This is a genomic window from Psychrobacter frigidicola (genome assembly GCF_007997305.1).
GTDB classification, from domain to species: Bacteria; Pseudomonadota; Gammaproteobacteria; order Pseudomonadales; family Moraxellaceae; genus Psychrobacter; species Psychrobacter frigidicola.
The window spans coordinates 242,676-260,497 of sequence record NZ_VORZ01000003.1 but is presented as its reverse complement, the minus strand read 5'-3'; the positions used below and the strand labels follow the sequence as shown (position 1 = coordinate 260,497).

15 protein-coding genes are annotated in these 17,822 nt (G+C 42.1%); 4 read left to right on the top strand and 11 right to left on the bottom strand.

Features of this window, described 5'->3' with window-relative positions; all coding sequences use genetic code 11:
* Positions 1–54: 54 nt before the first annotated feature.
* Positions 55–1,416, bottom strand: coding sequence for a restriction endonuclease subunit S (locus ES754_RS10320; protein WP_147224103.1), 1,362 nt, complete (start codon positions 1,414–1,416; stop codon positions 55–57).
* Positions 1,416–3,755 (bottom strand): type I restriction-modification system subunit M, encoded by a 2,340-nt coding sequence (locus tag ES754_RS10315; RefSeq protein WP_147224102.1) that lies wholly within the window; start codon positions 3,753–3,755, stop codon positions 1,416–1,418. Before ES754_RS10315 ends, ES754_RS10320 begins: the two co-directional genes overlap by 1 nt.
* Before the next feature lie 588 nt (positions 3,756–4,343).
* Here ES754_RS10315 and ES754_RS10310 point away from each other — a divergent pair.
* From ES754_RS10310 to ES754_RS10300, 3 genes are all read left to right on the top strand, one after another.
* A complete protein-coding gene (locus ES754_RS10310) occupies positions 4,344–5,222 on the top strand; it encodes a hypothetical protein (RefSeq protein ID WP_147224101.1) in 879 nt (292 codons plus the stop codon).
* A 108-nt stretch (positions 5,223–5,330) separates the two neighbouring features.
* Positions 5,331–5,519 carry a hypothetical protein gene (locus tag ES754_RS10305; protein ID WP_147224100.1) on the top strand — a complete coding sequence of 63 codons (189 nt, stop codon included), beginning with the start codon at positions 5,331–5,333 and terminating at the stop codon, positions 5,517–5,519.
* A gap of 104 nt (positions 5,520–5,623) precedes the next feature.
* A complete protein-coding gene (locus ES754_RS10300) occupies positions 5,624–6,769 on the top strand; it encodes a DUF1853 family protein (protein ID WP_147224099.1) in 1,146 nt (381 codons plus the stop codon).
* A gap of 62 nt (positions 6,770–6,831) precedes the next feature.
* Here ES754_RS10300 and ES754_RS10295 read toward each other — a convergent pair whose 3' ends face one another.
* The 7 genes from ES754_RS10295 to ES754_RS10265 all read right to left on the bottom strand — a co-directional run bounded on the left by ES754_RS10295 (position 6,832) and on the right by ES754_RS10265 (position 14,785).
* On the bottom strand, positions 6,832–7,386 hold the full coding sequence (locus ES754_RS10295; RefSeq protein ID WP_147224098.1) for a DUF2726 domain-containing protein: 555 nt from the start codon (positions 7,384–7,386) through the stop codon (positions 6,832–6,834).
* 273 nt (positions 7,387–7,659) lie between these two features.
* The gene (locus ES754_RS10290) at positions 7,660–8,736 is read right to left on the bottom strand and encodes a LysM peptidoglycan-binding domain-containing protein (protein ID WP_147224097.1); all 1,077 of its coding nucleotides are present in this window, start codon (positions 8,734–8,736) and stop codon (positions 7,660–7,662) included.
* A gap of 186 nt (positions 8,737–8,922) precedes the next feature.
* Entirely contained in the window at positions 8,923–10,272 is a 1,350-nt protein-coding gene (gene folC / locus ES754_RS10285) for a bifunctional tetrahydrofolate synthase/dihydrofolate synthase (RefSeq protein WP_147224096.1), read from the bottom strand.
* Positions 10,273–10,510: 238 nt separating this feature from the next.
* On the bottom strand, positions 10,511–11,464 hold the full coding sequence (accD, locus tag ES754_RS10280; RefSeq protein ID WP_147224203.1) for an acetyl-CoA carboxylase, carboxyltransferase subunit beta: 954 nt from the start codon (positions 11,462–11,464) through the stop codon (positions 10,511–10,513).
* 240 nt (positions 11,465–11,704) lie between these two features.
* A complete protein-coding gene (gene trpA / locus ES754_RS10275) occupies positions 11,705–12,529 on the bottom strand; it encodes a tryptophan synthase subunit alpha (RefSeq protein WP_147224095.1) in 825 nt (274 codons plus the stop codon).
* A 148-nt stretch (positions 12,530–12,677) separates the two neighbouring features.
* On the bottom strand, positions 12,678–13,964 hold the full coding sequence (trpB, locus tag ES754_RS10270) for a tryptophan synthase subunit beta (protein WP_227677813.1): 1,287 nt from the start codon (positions 13,962–13,964) through the stop codon (positions 12,678–12,680).
* 176 nt (positions 13,965–14,140) lie between these two features.
* Complete coding sequence (locus ES754_RS10265; protein ID WP_147224094.1) at positions 14,141–14,785, bottom strand: phosphoribosylanthranilate isomerase; 645 nt, start codon at positions 14,783–14,785, stop codon at positions 14,141–14,143.
* A gap of 179 nt (positions 14,786–14,964) precedes the next feature.
* Here ES754_RS10265 and ES754_RS10260 point away from each other — a divergent pair, with 179 nt between their 5' ends.
* The gene (locus ES754_RS10260; protein WP_147224093.1) at positions 14,965–16,647 is read left to right on the top strand and encodes a cryptochrome/photolyase family protein; all 1,683 of its coding nucleotides are present in this window, start codon (positions 14,965–14,967) and stop codon (positions 16,645–16,647) included.
* Positions 16,648–16,690: 43 nt separating this feature from the next.
* Here the strand turns inward: ES754_RS10260 and ES754_RS10255 are convergent, their stop codons facing one another.
* Together ES754_RS10255 and ES754_RS10250 are read right to left on the bottom strand one after the other, a co-directional pair.
* Positions 16,691–17,131, bottom strand: coding sequence for a roadblock/LC7 domain-containing protein (locus ES754_RS10255; RefSeq protein WP_147224092.1), 441 nt, complete (start codon positions 17,129–17,131; stop codon positions 16,691–16,693).
* Positions 17,132–17,280: 149 nt separating this feature from the next.
* Entirely contained in the window at positions 17,281–17,805 is a 525-nt protein-coding gene (locus ES754_RS10250) for a GTP-binding protein (protein WP_147224091.1), read from the bottom strand.
* Between the last annotated feature and the right edge of the window lie 17 nt (positions 17,806–17,822).

The following is a 17,822-nucleotide window of genomic DNA, read 5'->3' as shown; positions in this document are numbered from 1 at the left end:
GTGAATTCTACACAGCTTAATGTCATTAAAATTGATAGATATGTGAAACAAACCCTACTCAGGCACAACCCAACCCCTCACATCAATCTTGCCCGTGACAGCAGCAGATATTAAGGCAGTGCGGCGTTCTTGCATAAGTTGGATTGCTTGTTCGGCTTGGCTCATTAGCAATTCAAATTTTTTAAGTTTTACCTCAATATATGACGCAATATCTTCCTGTTCTTTTTTAGGCGGGTAAGCAATATTCAACTCTCGAATATCCTCTAAGCTGAGTTGTATTTTTGTCCCACCGTAACCAGACCCAACAAACTGTTCTTTAGCTGAGTCAGAAAGGATAAAGTAAGCAAGCCATCTTGCAGATTTGACAGATGAATTAGGTCGGCACAACGAAACATGCTGACTTACAAAACCACCAGATATTGAATTGTTAGCTACGCAAACAGAACCTAGGTCAGCAGTAATTGAAATGAGTAGGTCATCTAATTGAATTTTAGAACGTTCACCTTCTGCACCAAGTGGAGGTAGAACGTTTTGGATTGACTCTAGTTTGGGTTCGATAGTGTCTCTAGTTAGATTAGTAATCCTAAAAAATAATTTACCTTCATCTGAATAATAACCAGCCCAACCTCGCGAGCCACTAGTAACGAATTCAAGTAAATGCTTATTCTTTTTAACTTCCCAATACTCAGGCACTTCCCCCAACCACTCCACCCCAGAATCTTTCATTGGCGCGTCAAAGTTTAAGCCTTTAGTGACGGCATGACTAATGACTGCTTGGCGTTTTTCTTTTAATAGCTTGATTAAGGTTTGCTGTTTTTCGATTAGGGTATCGATTTGGGTGGTTTCGTGGTCGAGAAAATTGGCGATTTGGGTTTGTTCGATTAATGACGGGAAACAGGATATATAATCAACCATTCCAGTATCACTAATGTTTGGTTGAGCCCCACCAAAAGCAGTTAATTTTATATATTCTTGATAACCATTTGTCTTTAACGTGTACCATAAAAAGCCATAGTTTAATTCATCGTTATCAATTACAAACTTACCAACACGCTGATTTAGATAGGCAGGACTATCACTTATATACACACCTGCTTTTCCAATTGTTGCACCTGTCATAGCCATAAGCAGCTGCCCTTTTTCAACTAAATAAGCATGACTACTTTTTGCTAACTCAGTAGAAATAAACTTACAACTCTCAAGACTAATAGACCCATCTTCTTTAATATCTCCAATTCTTATAATAGGCTTACCTACATCTGTAAATGCATCACTTGCAAAAGCATATCCGCCTTTTACATTACAATATCTCTTTAATGCAGTAATTTCCCAGTGGTTAGGTATTTCTCCCAACCACTCAACCCCAGAATCCTTATATTCTGCATACTCCTGATACTTCGTTACCAATTCAGTCATTACGAATGCACCTCACCCAATAACTGCATGATTTCCGTACTGACCGCATCCAAGTCCGCATCGATATCGGCAAGCGCGCGCGGTGGCTCATACACGTAGAAGTGACGGTTAAAGGGTATCTCATAGCCGACCACGCCAATCTCTGCATCAATAGCATCCTGCTTTTCAGCATTAATCCACGCATCCGGCACATGCGGCTGCACCTCACGAGCGAAGTAACTTTCAATCAGCGCGGTGGTGGTCATGCTTGGGTCAAGCGGTACGTTTTCATAATCACGTAGATCGCTGTCTGTCTGGAACTCAACGATTTTGGTTTTATTATTAGGATCAGTATAGCTAAACGCGCCATAAAGCGGATTGGTAATCTTGACCGCCTTTTTGATGACTGGCTCAGCATTGGGGTTCTTCCATGTGATGGCATCTATCATCTGTTTTTTCTCTTTGGTATCTAAGTTAATGCCAGTGTCTTTTAACGCTTGCTTAAACACTTTATCAAACTCGTTAAAATCATCTGATTGGCTAACACCGATAGCCGACTGTAAGGCTCTGGCTTTATTCATCAGCTTAAGTTGCGTTTGCCATATCTTGGCATCGAGCACATCTTTCACTTGGCTTTCTTTAAGCTCGCTAAATTCTGCCTTTATCATAGCGCGCGCATCAACCGTCACCGCTGATAAGTCGCCATAACTATTGTTATTGCTGTCAGTCGTCCAATCACTAGCGAACTTCTCATATAACGCTGGCATGACCATATCAAAAGGTTTTGGTGCATAGCGTAGGTTTTCAATGGCGCTATCTGTCAGCTGTGCCGATAAGCGCAATGGACGCTCAATGGTCAAGCGGCGATAGCCAAATTCATGGGTTTTAAATATTTTACTGGCAAAGGTTTTAGCCGGTTCCGCTTTTGGGTTTGCCGATTGGCGACCACGGTTTGATTTCACCTCTTCCGGCTTATCAAGTACGCGCGCATCAACCACTTCAAAGTCACCAAAGCTACGGGTAATGGTTTTGATATCGTCTTCGCTCATCTCGTTACGCTTTGAGCCAAGCGATTTACGCATCTTGCTGTATAGATTACTACCATCAATGAGCTGAACTTGCCCGCGGCGCTCATCTGCCTTTTTATTGCTTAATATCCAAATATAGGTAGCTATACCGGTGTTATAAAACATATCGTTCGGCAGTGCGATGATGGCTTCTAATAAGTCCACTTCTAAGATATAACGGCGGATTTCACTTTCACCACTACCCGCGCCGCCCGTGAACAGCGGGGAACCGTTTAAGATGATACCGATACGGCTGCCTTGGTTGTCAGCAGTCGTGTTCTGCATCTTGCTTAACAAGTGCATCAGGAATAGTAACGAACCATCAGACACGCGCGGCAAGCCGGCACCAAAGCGCCCATCAAAGCCTTTTTCCGTATGCTCATCGCTGATTTCAGTCGATATCTTTTTCCAGTCCACACCAAATGGCGGATTGGATAGCATGTAGTCGAACTGCTCATTTGCCAGCTGGTCATTGGATAAGGTATTGCCTAATTTAATGCGGCTAACGTCCTGTCCTTTAATCAGCATATCGGCTTTACAGATGGCATAAGACTCAGGGTTCAGCTCTTGCCCAAAGATACGCATGACGGCATCGGGGTTGAGTTCGAGCACATACTCCATACCAGACGACAGAAAGCCGCCTGTACCCGCTGTGGGGTCATAGATGGTGCGAATGATACCGTCTTCGGTCAGCGCCGCATCATCTTCCATAAATACTAAAGCAGTGGTCAAACGTACGATATCACGCGGGGTAAAATGCTCCCCTGCCGTCTCATTTGAGCTTTCGGCAAAGCGGCGGATTAGCTCTTCAAATACAAAGCCCATGTCATGATTGGATATCTTCTCAGGGCTAAGGTCAATATTGGCAAACAGCTGCACGACTTTATATAGTAAGTTGGCATCGTTCAACTGCCCAACAAACTCTTCAAACTTAAAGTGCTCGAATATCTCCCGCGCGTCTTTAGAGAACGCCTGAATGTAGCTGCTTAGATTGTCCTTGATGTCACTTTGCCCAAGCTTGCTCAAATTCATAGGCGACGTGTTATAAAATGCGCGCTTACTGATACGGGTCAGCTGCTTCTCTTGCATTTCTTCTGGTATGGTTTGGTCTTTGATAGTGGCATACTTCTCAACGACAGCTTCTTTGTGATCACTCAATACGCACTCTAAGCGGCGCAGCAAGGTAAATGGCAGGATAATGCGCCCGTACTGTGATTGCTTAAAATCGCCGCGCAAAAGGTCAGCGACTGACCAGATGAAAGCCGCTGTATGAGAATAATTGTGAGTGGTCATAGGAGAGTCTTATTGTGTGAGTCTAATAAAGGAAAACCAATATAGAAAAACTAGAATATGGGGATGCTGGTAAAATGCTTAGGATTATAATGTAGATTGTAAACTGGAGGAAGGCGAACTACGGTGAAAGATGTTGGTTACATCGGTTATAAAGATCATTTTATGCTAGTAGAAGATTAGTATCAATGGGTGACTATATTCTATGGAAGCAAAATAGATGAAAATTAGCAAAGCTAAAAGTAAAATACTACCGATCTGGTTTTGCATCTAAACTAGAATTGATTTATAAGTTAAAAACATAGACAGCTAATATTAGAACTATAATATTGATATAAATAAGCACTAAATTGCAGGTGACTTTTGCAAAATGCGGTATATTTTGCGGTATATTTTTTTCTATAAAAAACCAATGTCTTTAATAACAATACTTATAGCGGAAGCTTTACTTCCTGCCGTTCCGACCAAATATAGTAGTAAAATAAGGCCAATCATTGTTCGCAATGGTTGGCTTTTTTTTGGGGTAAAATTACCGAACTACAGCTATTGATGTCCTCAAGCTGTCACTGCTTTGAAACTAAAGGTGTAGCGATGCAAAAATTAAATAAGCCCGTTCTAACGTTTTATGAATTTGCTGAGCTTATTAGTAACTCAGATAACAAATATGACTTAGACAGTGATAGCGCCTTCATTAAGGTTAAAAGTATTCTGCTAGATTTTATAAGAGAAGGTAGATTAAGACCTACTTTCAACTATGCCGGTATTTACACATCAGAAGCATCGGGTTATCGTAATAATGCAGCTCAGCCCGTCCATCATGAAAAAGAAAATGGCAACCTATATATTTTTGCAGATAGTTTGGCATCTTTAATTGAGCAACAGGATAGCTATTTACAAGCATCTGACAAAAAGAATGTTAAAGGTCAGATTTTTAGAGACTGGCTTCATATTCCTAATTATATGGCTGAAAGAATAGTTTTGCGGCATTTAGCAGATTTTCATAACATGTTCAAGAAAGGTGCTTTGTTTAAGCGAATAGAACTGCATGATGACAAGCTAATAGGCTTTCATGATTTACGCTATCCTAGAATTGATATTGATGAACTATTCGGCGAAAACCATAAAAAATATTATGAAAAACAAATAAACAGTCTTACTAATCAGTTATCACAAGCCAATACTGAGCTTGATATGCTAAAGAAAAAGGAAGACATGCCTGCTAATGATAGAGCGTTAAGCCTCAAAGATAGTGCCTATTGCTTAATAGCAGTTTTAAAAGACTTATTACTTGACCCTGATATTAATGCTTATAACTTTAAAACTGACACTAATAAAAGCACCAACCAACCTACACAAGCAGGGCTTGCAGAATACATTGATGAAATGAACATTAAAGGCTTAAAAACTAGGAATATAAACGGCATATTCTCACAAGCTAATCGTTTGCTAAATGATGCTAAAAAGAATTAATACTTTCTAATACCCAAATTGCATTTGCAATGCCGTAAATAACCCCATCCCATAACATAGCACCACGAGCCGCAAAACATCTTTGCGATATATCATGGAGCTATACAGATGGATAAGCCAAATAAACCCAACGACTTATCAAAAAACAGACTAGCCACACCTGCAAAAATCTTCTTTAGCAAGCCAGCTAAATGGCAATTAGGCGTACTAAACATCCTACTCACTATCCTAATGCCCTTATTGCTAAACACACCTGACATCTATTTAAATATTTATATCATTAAAGTCATGTTTTAAACTTAAAAAAGTTGAGCGCTGCCCTAACTGATACTTACTCTAGCTAGACTTTTACTAAGTGAACAGTTAGGGTAAATTCTTCATAATCCATTAAGGTTCACCCTATGACCGAGCCTACCTCTCATCTCTCTTCTACTCTTATAAACGCTGCTGTTGAAAACCTAACTATTAAAAAAGATGCACCATGGGAAGAGTATAAGCGTCCTTATGTACGCGATTTAGCTTATGCCCTCGCTTGTCCCAATGTTTTAGCTGAATGGATAGACTTTGCGCCTCATGAGAATAACGCCATAATTGCCGTACATAGTGCAAGCTTTTGGCAAGGCCAATATGAAGCTTACCGTGTACGATTAGTTGAACTTGATACTACCACTGCCTATCAAGACTTAACCCGCTACTTACTGGCACGACCAAGCTCCAATCGTTTGGGTTTTCATTTTGAAGGCTTATTGTCATTTTGGTTAACCGACGGCTATACGCATGGACTGCATTCTTATGAAATAATCGCTAGTAATGTACAGTTATTCCGCGGTAAGCAAACCACTGGTGAGCTAGATTTAATCTTATATAATCATCAGGAAAAGCTAACGGAACATTGGGAACTAGCCATCAAGTTCTTTATGGGCTCAGCGCCGTTTGCACCTGAGAATTGGGTCGGTATCAACTCTAATGATAATCTAGAACGTAAAATGTCCCATATGCAAACCAAGCAGTTTTGTACCGTTTGGGTAGACACTGAGAATCATGGACAAGTTAAAATTGATAAGCGTTATGCGGTGATTAAAGGCCGGTTTTTCCTCCCCACAACTGTCACTAAGTTTATTTATCCCAACTGGTTAGCCCCAAGCCTTCCTATGCATCGCTGGCTGGCTGTCCTTAAAATTCAAAATAATAGGGATGACCAACCTAACTCTGAAATTATTCAAAAACAGAATCAAGTCAGTAGTATTGAAAGTATTATAGAGCCACTTGACGGCATTACTGGCATCCGCCGAGCGCATTATATTGAATGGTTTACTCAGCGCGATTTCTATAATAGTAAATATGTAGAAAATAGTAGAAGTGAAAGCGGAGAAAACAATAAAGAAAGTACTAGCAGCGAGATGTTGTCCAATCATCAAGCTTTGCCACAAGGGTTATATTTTATAGAGGTCAATGCTAATCAAAAGCGATCATCACAAGCATATTATGAACCTTTAGTTATTTTACAAACCAATAAGGATGACGGGCATGACAGCTTGTCTAATTAACATAGTCAGCTGCTGTAGGTAACCTGTTTTAGTTGACATAGAAGCTTTAGGTTTAGAGAAGCTTAATAAGTCTCGATGACTTGTATCAACTCATAACGGAGCATGTCAGCACTCGGCATACGCTCAGCATGAAAGCGCACAATTGGAATACCGGCACTGGCAAGCGCTTTGTCCTTTTTATCATCTGCCTTTTGACTTGCTTTGCTATTATGCGTCCAATCATCCAGCTCGATAGCGACTAGGGTAGTCTGCGCGTCAATATCTATAATCACATAATCGACACTTTGACGGCAAATACGATTGAACCAAAAGCTGCGCTCAGACGCCTCTTCACTATTACTAGCAATGATACGTGATAACTGGACTTGCACAAAAATATGATATTCCGGCAGCGCGTTTTTGAGCTTATGAAAAAATATAACTTCGGTATCCGTCATAATTGGCATAGGCGCAAATGGCCAAATAGCCAATTCGTCACCACCTACTGGTTTTGGTTCAGAATCCGTATCTTTAGTTGGTTCCTGATGCTTTGATGGGTGCGATGAACGCAACTTTGACACTACTATCAAGCCCAAAAACCCAGCGGCCAACACTAAAAATATAACGCCAAATGACATAGCTTTCCCTTTATCAAAGTCAGATAATCAAAATATTATATAGGCCAGACTCTTAATCGTAACGCTGCTAGTTTGTTAGAACGACATCACTTACAGAATAATTTCGTTGAAAAGAGTATATTGTTTTGATTAAAATAAATCATAATATACATTTTATAAAGCACAAAACACGACCATAAAAGTCGTGTTTTGGAGGATGCTTAGCTTCGTATTAAATATATCTTTATATTAAATAAAGCTGTTATCTAGTTAATAATTTAATACCACTAATTATCACCAATATAAAACCCAAGCGCTGGTAGTATTCACATCAGGATCACTATTGACTTTGTCTTTTAATGCCAAGGCAGCAATTTTGCCGCGCTCAGGCCCTACAACGACGCGTACGCCACGAGTGGTTTGGCTAGTCTTTACTTGATAACCGGCGGCTTTAAACTTCTTAACAACTTCATCAGCTGAAGCTTGGTTGGTTGCTAACGCAACTTGTACCCCAAAACTACCTTTAGCATCCGTCTCTTTAACTTCTTTACGCGCTGCGCCAAGCTTGTTCTGAGCCTCATTTTTTGCTTCAACAGATTTTTTAGCCAAGGCCTCTTCTTTCTTACGTTTTTCGTCGCGTTTCTTCTCAGCTGCAGTCGCTTCACGTTCTAGGCGTTCAATTTGTTTACGTGAAGGAACGGTCAATACCTGCCCTATCTGCAACGTTGCTGATGGCTCAATATTATTAGCTTGTGCTAGCACTGCCACAGAGACGTTGTATTGGTGCGCCAATTTTAACAAGCCATCACCGCTCTCAATGGTATAGTCAATAGGCGCTTTCGGTGGAGACTTTTTGACCTCCTTACTAGCCGCTTTTTCTTCAACCTGTTTTTTATCTTTTTTCTGCTCAGCTTTTTGAGAGTCATCATTAGCTTTATTAGTAGAGCTTACAGGAGTGCTGACCGTACTACCGGCGCGCGGCTGTAGTTTAGGATAGGTAACGTCGCTTTGCCCTGTTTCTTCTGTTGGGTCATCATTGACACTGTATTGCTGATTTTCGTTACGGGCTTTGGCCAAGGCTTGGGTCTCTGCACTGGCTTGCTCTTCTGAAAATAACTCTGCGCGTCTTTCTTGCTCAGCGACGCGTGCGGCTCGCTCTTTTTGTTTTAATGCCAGAAGGCGTTTTTCAGTATCTACATCTGTCGTCAAAGACGAGGACGAGGCGGTCTCTGCGCTTGACTTGTCTACAATAGCCGGTGTGAGGGAGGGGTTGTCATCACTCACTCCAAGCTGTTGCACCATAGCAGATAGCATGACAATGCCGCCTACAACCATCCCAATGCCCAATAAGGCCTGTCTCGAAAAGCTCATTCGTTCCCGTCTCTTAGTTGTCGTAAGGTTGAGTAATCGGCGCGTCTAAAATTTCATAGTGTTAATATAAGAACATCACTATTTTCACGTAAACATATTGATTATAAAACATATTTTTCAAGCTGTCTGCTATCAAAGCACTCTTAATATAATGCTTAGACAATATCTAATTGCTGTTAGATATCATTAAACTTCAAGTGCCGCAAGCGCCTCACCAATCGTATGAAAAGAACCACAAACAACAATTAAATCTTGCGGCTGACTGCTAGCAATAACAGCATGAGTTGCTTGTTGTAAACTCGTAAAAACATGAATGTTAGTGGGCGCAACATGCACCGCTAACGCGCTTTGAAGTTGCTCAACATTCGCTGCACGTGGATAGTCAATCTCTGCAATAAACCAATCGGTCATCGGTAAGTCAGCTTGCGTTAAACGTTGTACCACCATCCCAATGTCTTTATCCCCTAACATTGAAAACAGCATTTTAATGCTACCCGTTTTGTTATGCTGTTGGCTTTCAAGATGCTGCTGCCAAAGCGGCAATAGCTGGGCCAATAGAAAATTTACGCCTTGCTCGTTATGGGCGACATCAAACAACCAATGACGGTTTTCAAGATCACGATAATCAAAGCGTCCAGCCAGCTTCACTGTCTTTAAGGCTTGCTCAATAGCAGCTATATCAACTTTAAGCGGACTTGCCAGCACTGCGGATAAGGCGTTAGCTGTATTCATTAATGACAATGCTGGTCGCGGTAATTGCAAGGTAACAGCTGCATTGCTATATTGCCATGTCTGTGCGTCTTGTACGCGATAACTAAAATCCTGATCAACTTGATAACAAGTGGCATGATGAGTCTTAATAAGTTGCTGCACACTATATGGCATGTCAGCTGCACCATAAATTAAAGTAATATCGTCACGTAAAATGCCCGCCTTTTCAGCACCGATTTGCTCGACATTATCCCCTAGCCAATCAACATGATCGATACTGATATTAGTAATTACTGCCATATCAGGGTCAATAATATTCACCACATCTAAGCGTCCGCCTAGCCCTACTTCTAGCACCCAAACATCGCAATCCGCTTCGGCAAATATTAATAGTGCCGCTAGTGTGGTCATCTCGAAGAATGACAACGTTAGTTCACACTGTAAACGTGCCGCTTCAACTTTACTAAAAGCCTGAATTAAAGTTTGATCACTGACCATCTCGCCATTAATACGCACGCGCTCATTAAAACAGCTGAGATGCGGTGACTGATACAGTGCCGTTTTATAACCTGCGGCTTGACACATGGCGCTAATCACTGCTGTCGTCGACCCTTTACCATTCGTGCCGGCAACGGTAAATACATAAGCATCGTCTTTAGCCGATTGTACCACTCCTAAATACTCAGCCACAGGTAACACCCGTGACAGCCCCATGTCTATGGCTGACACATGAATCTGCTGCATATAATCCAACCATTCTGTAAGGCTAGACTGGCTATTAGGAATATCGGTCGTAACCGTGTTAGAAGATAAAGATGCAGACATGAATAAAACCTATAGTAAAGAACGTGACAGTGTTAAAAGGTAGAGTCAAAAGACGGTCTATTGAAAATAAATCAACACTTAAATGAGTGCTGAGACCAGTGTATAACAAGCGCGTTAAAAACCAAAGGCGAAAACCAAAATAGCATTTACCATCGCTTGACGGTAAATGCTATTAGAATGCTTGCTCATTATTTTTTTAAACAATTGAGTTTAAAAATTAACCTAAAAAAATAAAAAGCTAAGCATCAACGTTCGGTTGGCTGCATAATTTTGCTAATAAACGATAAATGGTATCAATCAATTGATGACGATGGACGACCTCATCAACCACACCATGCTCTAATAAAAACTCAGCACGCTGGAAGGGTTCTTCTAGGGTTTCACGCACCGTTTGTTCAATAACGCGCTTACCGGCAAAGCCAATCATCGCTTTTGGTTCTGCTAAATGAATATCACCCAACATAGCTAGGGATGCCGTCACACCACCATAAACGGGGTTGGTTAATACAACAATGTAAGGCACGCCAGCTATTCGCAAACGCTCAATGGCAGCAGCGGTACGCGCCATCTGCATTAATGAGAGTAAGCCTTCTTGCATGCGTGCGCCACCCGATGCTGCAAAGCAGACTAATGGTTTACGCTCTGCCAATGCCTTTTCAGCGGCTTGTACAAAACGGTCACCAACCACCGAACCCATCGAACCACCCATAAAGCGGAAGTCAAAGGCACAAGCAACCACATCCAAATTACGCAATTTGCCATATAGAACAATCAGTGCTTCGGTCTCGCCCGTTTTGGTTTGTGCTTCAGTCATACGCTGCGGATACGGCTTACTATCCACGAATCCTAGCGGATCTTTGGCAACAAACTCTTGTCCAAGTTCGCCATCGACTTGATCTAAGAACCATTGCAGACGCTCGCGGGCAGACATCGGCAAATGATGATCGCAATGCGGACAGACATAGCAGTTAAAAATCAGCGCCGTATTTGTAATCATCGAATGACAGCTGGTGCACTCAGTTGATGGTTCAGTCTCGACCGCTGTCAATGGTGCCGTTAACTGCTGCTTGACGCCCGGTACCGAGCGGGTAAACCATGACGTACTCGCCGGTGTGTTACTTTCAGCAGAGTTAATCGCGCTATCGTTTTGAGTATCAGGTTTTTTTATGGTATCAGTCATATTATTCGCCATTATCAAAGGCTTATTGGCAAGCTCGCTCATTCGCTTGTCGCTTAGAGTTAGTTTGAAAATCAAAATTAGTCATAACATGAGCAGTTATGAGGCACGCTTGCGCGTAGTTTATCACTATATTTATGTCATATTAGTTTACACACGTAAACTAAAATTAGCAAAGTCATTCAACATCTTTGTAGTTATTGGTGAATCTGCCATTCTTAGCATAAAGCCACTATGATTATAAATGTGATAATGCTACGCGCTTAGGCTATCTAAAGCCTCACGTAACTCATCCATTTTTGCCATGATTTTTTGCTGAGCAATACCAATAGCCTCATCATCATTCGCATCTATATCAGCAAAATGCTCTACCAAAGCGCTACCGACAATGATACCGTCTGCATGCATGCCAATCGCTTTCGCCGATGCCCCATCACGAATACCAAAGCCCACGCATACTGGCAAATCAGTTTCCGCTTTAATCGCTTTTACGTGTGTCGCTACATCATCAGTATCTAGTGTCGCTGAGCCAGTCACGCCTTTAAGCGATACGTAATAAATATAACCCCCACAATGGGTCAATACTTGCTGACGGCGTTCCGCTAACGTGGTTGGCGATAATAAGAAAATCTCATTCATTGCATGATCGGTTAAATGCTGGGTAAAACTTCCCGCTTCCGCTGGTGGCAAATCAACCATCAATAGGCCATCAACTCCGGACTGCTCACACAGTGCGACGAACTTGTCATAGCCTATAATTTCAACAGGATTCAAATAACCCATTAGAATAATTGGCGTTTGGGTGTCTGTAGTGCGGAATTCTTCAACCATTTTTAGCGCGTCACGCGTACTAGTACCCGCTGCTAAAGCACGTTCTCCAGCTAATGCTACCGTTGGGCCATCAGCCATTGGGTCTGAGAATGGCAAACCAACCTCAATCATATCTGCGCCGTGCTTGACTAAGTCATGTAGCAAGCCAACAAAGTTACTAGGGTTAGGGTCGCCTGCCATCACGTAAGGAATGAGGGCTTTTTTATTTTGTGATTTTAAAGTTGCAAAAGTGGTTTCAATACGGGTCATAGTGGTCTCTTATTATTTTTAAATATTTCGCAAAAGCAGCCTACTTTAAACAGCTGTTAATAGTTCATATGAGGACTGGTAGTAATTAAAAGAGCAATTACTAGTTATGCAATTACCCTATTTAAGATCGTTAAAAATCTATATAACTCTAAAACTCAAGACCTTCCGCTTTCATAACAGAATGCAAATCTTTGTCGCCGCGACCAGACATATTTACAACGATGGTTTGGTCAGGAGTCATAGTCTTCGCAAGCTTGAGCGCATACGCAACCGCATGAGCCGTTTCAAGCGCAGGAATGATACCTTCTTTACGCGTTGACTCATGGAAGCCCTCTAACGCCTCTTTATCCGTACAGCCAACATATTCAACCCGCTTCATATCTTTTAAGAAGCTGTGTTCAGGGCCAACACCGGGATAATCAAGACCTGCTGAAATTGAGTGCGTTTCTTGAATCTGACCGTCATCATCTGCCATGAGGTACGTACGGTTGCCATGTAGCACACCAATACGTCCGGCAGCAAGTGGCGCTGAATGACGACCGGTTTCGATACCATCACCAGTCGCTTCGACACCATACATTTTCACGCTCGTGTCATTTAGGAAGTCAAAGAATAGACCAATCGCGTTGGAGCCACCGCCAACACAAGCAACCAAGGCATCGGGTAATTTACCAGTTCTTTCTAAATGCTGAATACGGGTTTCTTTACCAATAATTGCCTGAAAATCGCGTACCAACAGCGGATAAGGATGCGGGCCTGCTACCGTACCAATAATATAATAAGTGCTGTCTACATTAGTCACCCAATCGCGCATCGCCTCATTCATCGCGTCTTTGAGTGTGCGTGAACCAGAAGTCACCGGCACAACAGTCGCACCTAACAGACGCATACGATAGACGTTCATCTTTTGGCGCTCGACATCATCGGCACCCATATAAATAATACACTCAAGTCCCAACCGCGCCGCAATAGTGGCCGTCGCAACGCCATGTTGCCCAGCACCCGTTTCAGCAATAATGCGTTTTTTGCCGCACATTTTGGCCAATAACGCCTGACCGATAGTATTATTTACCTTATGAGCACCGGTATGGTTTAAGTCTTCACGCTTAAAATAAATCTGCGCCCCGCCAATCTCATCACTCAAACGCTTGGCATGATAAAGCGGCGTTGGACGTCCAACATAATTGACCAAATCAGTGTGATACTCTTCCCAAAATGCCGGATCCGCTTTAACTTTGGTATATAACGCCTCTAGCTCTTCTAGCGCGGCCATCAAAGTTTCGGAGACAAAACGGCCACCGTGCACACCAAAATGGCCGCGGGCATCAGGATACTGGTTAAAGTCCTGTACGTCTTTTGGATTGGTAAAAGTATTCACAGATTGAGCAGTAGCAGATGAAGCATCAGTTGCAGTATTACTGTCGACATGACTCATGATAATTCCTACAATAAGTGGTGTTTATAAATGATTTTGAGACAAGTGTAAAACAAGGTATAAAAGAATATCGATTTAATAAAGGAGTTCGGAATGACAAACAGGTAAGGATAAATAGTTAGCAGAAGAGCACGCTACTACGAACAGGCTTAGCTGACGTCAACGCCCGTATCGTTTTACCATCGGTCACGCTTAACGGCTTTCATAAAGGCGCGCATTTCAGCGGGGTCTTTTTTACCTTTATCGATTTCGATACCACCGCTGACATCAACCCCATAAATAGGCAAGTCACGAGTAGCGGCAACATTTTGCGCATCCAAGCCACCGGCTAAAATAATCGGTAGTGCGCTACCCTTTGGAATAAGACTCCAATCAAAGCGCGCACCAGTACCACCATATTTCTGCTGATGATAAGCATCAAGTAAAATACTGCTCGCGCCAACTGCTGCAAATTCTCTGATTTGAGCGCTTACACTAGCAAGCGTGTCTTGCTCGGTATCAATACGCAAAGCTTTTATCCAGCGTTTATTAACAGCCGCCGCCAATCGCTGACACTGTTCAGGGTTTTCGTCACCGTGGAATTGTATGATATCAAAGGTTACTGTATCTGCCAGCTCAACTAATTCTTCTTGTGGCATATTAACCACCAAAGCGACTACGCTCACAAAAGCAGGTAACGCCGCACTCAAAGCTTGCGCCTGTACTGGGGTTACGGCACGCGGACTTGGTGGATAAAACACTAAGCCTACCGCATCGGCACCTAAAGCAACAGCAGTATGGATATCGGCAAGCTGAGTAAAACCACAGAACTTAACGTGCATCGTATAACCTTAATATGACCTTAACAATCGGCAAGCCTTGATTATGAATCAAAATGAATAATTAATCATAAGAAATGGTTAGGATTTGTTAATTGAATGCCAAATAAATTGCATCCAAAAACTTATCCTAGCATACTTTTATTCATAGTTTTGTTTATGATTCAAAAAAGGATACGTGAATGACCACGCCTGCCCCAATAACTGACAATACAAGCCCTGATAACGTTAGAGACAGTGACAAGAATAGCGATAGGAATAGAGAGGAAAATGCGACCACTGACACTAATCCTAACCAACCACATTATTTAATGTGGTTCCGCCGTGATTTGCGTCTGCATGACAATACAGCCTTGACCGCACTTTGCGAGCGCGCTCAATCAGATAATGCAAAGGCATCAGCACTATTCTTCTTCACTCCTGAGCAATGGCAGTCGCATGATACGTCATTAGCGCAAGTTGACCACATTGCCCGTACCTTGCCAAAGTTGGCGCAAAGCTTAACGAAACAATTGAATATTCCTTTGACCGTTTATGTCTGTGAAAATTTTAAAGATTGTAATGATTTAATCATCGAGACTTATGCAGCGCAAAATATAACTCAAGTAATGGCAAATCACGAATATGAAGGCCATGAGATTGTGCGTGATGAGCAGTTAATTAAACGGCTAGCACAGCATAATATTGAATTTCTACGTTTCCATGACCAATGTATTTTACCGCCCCAAAGTATCACGACCAATGATGACAGCATGTACCAAGTATTTACCCCATTTTATAAAAAATGGCGGCACACTTTGGATATTGGTCTCATTGAGTCTTATCAAGCACAAGCGGTTAAGGACAACAAAAACTCAAACCAAAACACTCAAGATAGTAATGGCTTACTAGAGCTGACTCAAATAACGGCCAGTGCAAGTAGTGCTGAAACTATAAAGACATTGGGCGAAAAAGTAGTCAAAGATTACCAACTGTGCTTACAAGACGCTGGAATAGTAGGCAGTAATGAAAGTACTACGCAGCTGTCTCATGCTCGCGCGGCCTACCCTGCTGGTGAGGTTGCGGCCTGTCATCGCTTAGACCAATTTATCGCTGATGGCATTAATAATTATAATGTGAGCCGCGACGTACCTAGCTTACATGCTACCAGCCAGCTGTCCGCTTACCTTACTATTGGTACTATCAGCGCGCGCCATTGTTATATCCAAGCCACTAAAGCCTTGCAAGATAATAGTGATAATAAAGACATTAATCGCTGGATAAGTGAGCTGGCATGGCGAGATTTTTATCGGCATGTATTGGCGGATAAGCCAGCACTGATTCGCCATCAGGCTTATAAAGATGATATGGATAAGAGTATCAACTGGTCATATAATCAGGACGATTTTGACGCTTGGTGTGTCGGACAAACTGGTGTGCCGCTAGTAGATGCCGCGATGCGCTGTCTTAATGCAACGGGCTTTATGCATAATCGTCTGCGGATGGTCACGGCGATGTTCTTGACTAAAGATTTGCTGATTGATTGGCGCTGGGGTGAGCGTTATTTTATGCAGCAGCTAATAGATGGGGACTTTGCCTCTAACAATGGCGGCTGGCAGTGGAGCGCCTCAACGGGTACCGATGCAGCGCCCTACTTCCGTATTATGAATCCTTTTAGCCAAGCCAAAAGTCACGACCCTGATGCTGAATTTATTAAAACTTGGCTACCTGAGTTGCAAGAACTGCCCGCTAATATCTTGCATGCAGAGGATAAACTACGAGCTGCACTAACTACTGGCAGTTTGTTTAATCTTATCGATTATCCAGTACCCAGGGTCGATCATAAAGCCGCACGGCTACTGGCTATCGCTGCATTTAAAAATTGATCGAGACTACGTTTAAAAATCAGTAGGCGCTTAATCTATAATGCTATTTATTATTGTACTGCTGGTCAAGCTCGGTTAAATGGTTAATCGCTTTATTCATGCCATGCATGATTTGTCCAAGCAATACTTGCTGCTTGGTCACTATAATGACTATCATTGGCTGGTGTTGGTTAGGTACGGCACTAATCATGATTTTGCCGTCTTGGGCATCCAAAATCACTGAGCGACAACCGGTCAGCTGCGCCTCACTAGTCAATGCTTGTACTAAGGCTAAAATAGAGCTACCGACAGCAGATAACTTACCGCCGTCATAATCCTTTTGAAAGATAGAGCTGACTTCAAAACCGTCAGTTGAAGCCAGCAGTACGCCATCAATACCGCTGGTCGCGTGTACTAATTCGTGCAGCACCTCTTTTGCGGCTACTAAATATTGCTCAGAAGGTTTTAGGCGATTTGATTCCATCTGAAACAGCTTATCGTTCATTGTATATTGTCCGTTATTTTTAGGTTTTGATTGATCTGCTTAGCTTTTATTTGGTAGGTTTGTCGATTATTCTTTAAAGGGATTGCTTATATAGGTTTGAGGTTACAACGGCTTTTTTACTTTGTATTTAAATATACAATTATTAATATTTATTCTTGCTCAAGTTTAGTAATGATAGTTTCAACCAGCAATAACACATCGTCTCTTTTACGCATATCTACTGGGAAAATCGGTAAATTACGCGAGTTTTCACGCAGCCAATCACGATAAATCTCAAAAGGACGTTCTGGTTTTTTATCAATTTGACTGACACCAATAATAATGTGTCCTTGATATATTTTATCAAAATTTGCCAAATAACGCGCCATATCTTGTACCGGGTCAGCAGCAGAATGATCTATGAGAATAATCACTCCTAGCGCCCCTTGCGATAATATTGGCCAGATAAAATTGAAGCGCTCTTGCCCTGGTGTACCATACAGACCAATACCTGTTCCACCCTCTAAAGTCAGCTCACCATAATCCATCCCGACTGTAGTAAGCGCTTTGGTATGCGCAGCCAAATCGGTATTTTGTGCTTCAGTCGACACGACTGGAATATCAGATAAACTGGCTATAGCTTGGGTCTTACCTGCGCCTATCGGCCCGCTAAAAACGATTTTTAAACGTTGCATAAGATTGACTACCTAGT

Bases quoted from the DNA above. Each gene is read 5' to 3' on its own strand.
- trpB (WP_227677813.1), bottom strand. From the start codon at position 13,964: ATGAGTCATGTCGACAGTAATACTGCAACTGATGCTTCATCTGCTACT.
- ES754_RS10305 (WP_147224100.1), top strand. From the start codon at position 5,331: ATGGATAAGCCAAATAAACCCAACGACTTATCAAAAAACAGACTAGCC.
- ES754_RS10255 (WP_147224092.1), bottom strand. From the start codon at position 17,131: ATGAACGATAAGCTGTTTCAGATGGAATCAAATCGCCTAAAACCTTCT.
- trpA (WP_147224095.1), bottom strand. From the start codon at position 12,529: ATGACCCGTATTGAAACCACTTTTGCAACTTTAAAATCACAAAATAAA.
- ES754_RS10315 (WP_147224102.1), bottom strand. From the start codon at position 3,755: ATGACCACTCACAATTATTCTCATACAGCGGCTTTCATCTGGTCAGTC.
- ES754_RS10300 (WP_147224099.1), top strand. From the start codon at position 5,624: ATGACCGAGCCTACCTCTCATCTCTCTTCTACTCTTATAAACGCTGCT.
- ES754_RS10265 (WP_147224094.1), bottom strand. From the start codon at position 14,785: ATGCACGTTAAGTTCTGTGGTTTTACTCAGCTTGCCGATATCCATACT.
- ES754_RS10320 (WP_147224103.1), bottom strand. From the start codon at position 1,416: ATGACTGAATTGGTAACGAAGTATCAGGAGTATGCAGAATATAAGGAT.
- ES754_RS10250 (WP_147224091.1), bottom strand. From the start codon at position 17,805: ATGCAACGTTTAAAAATCGTTTTTAGCGGGCCGATAGGCGCAGGTAAG.
- ES754_RS10260 (WP_147224093.1), top strand. From the start codon at position 14,965: ATGACCACGCCTGCCCCAATAACTGACAATACAAGCCCTGATAACGTT.
- ES754_RS10310 (WP_147224101.1), top strand. From the start codon at position 4,344: ATGCAAAAATTAAATAAGCCCGTTCTAACGTTTTATGAATTTGCTGAG.
- accD (WP_147224203.1), bottom strand. From the start codon at position 11,464: ATGGCGAATAATATGACTGATACCATAAAAAAACCTGATACTCAAAAC.
- ES754_RS10295 (WP_147224098.1), bottom strand. From the start codon at position 7,386: ATGTCATTTGGCGTTATATTTTTAGTGTTGGCCGCTGGGTTTTTGGGC.
- ES754_RS10290 (WP_147224097.1), bottom strand. From the start codon at position 8,736: ATGAGCTTTTCGAGACAGGCCTTATTGGGCATTGGGATGGTTGTAGGC.
- folC (WP_147224096.1), bottom strand. From the start codon at position 10,272: ATGTCTGCATCTTTATCTTCTAACACGGTTACGACCGATATTCCTAAT.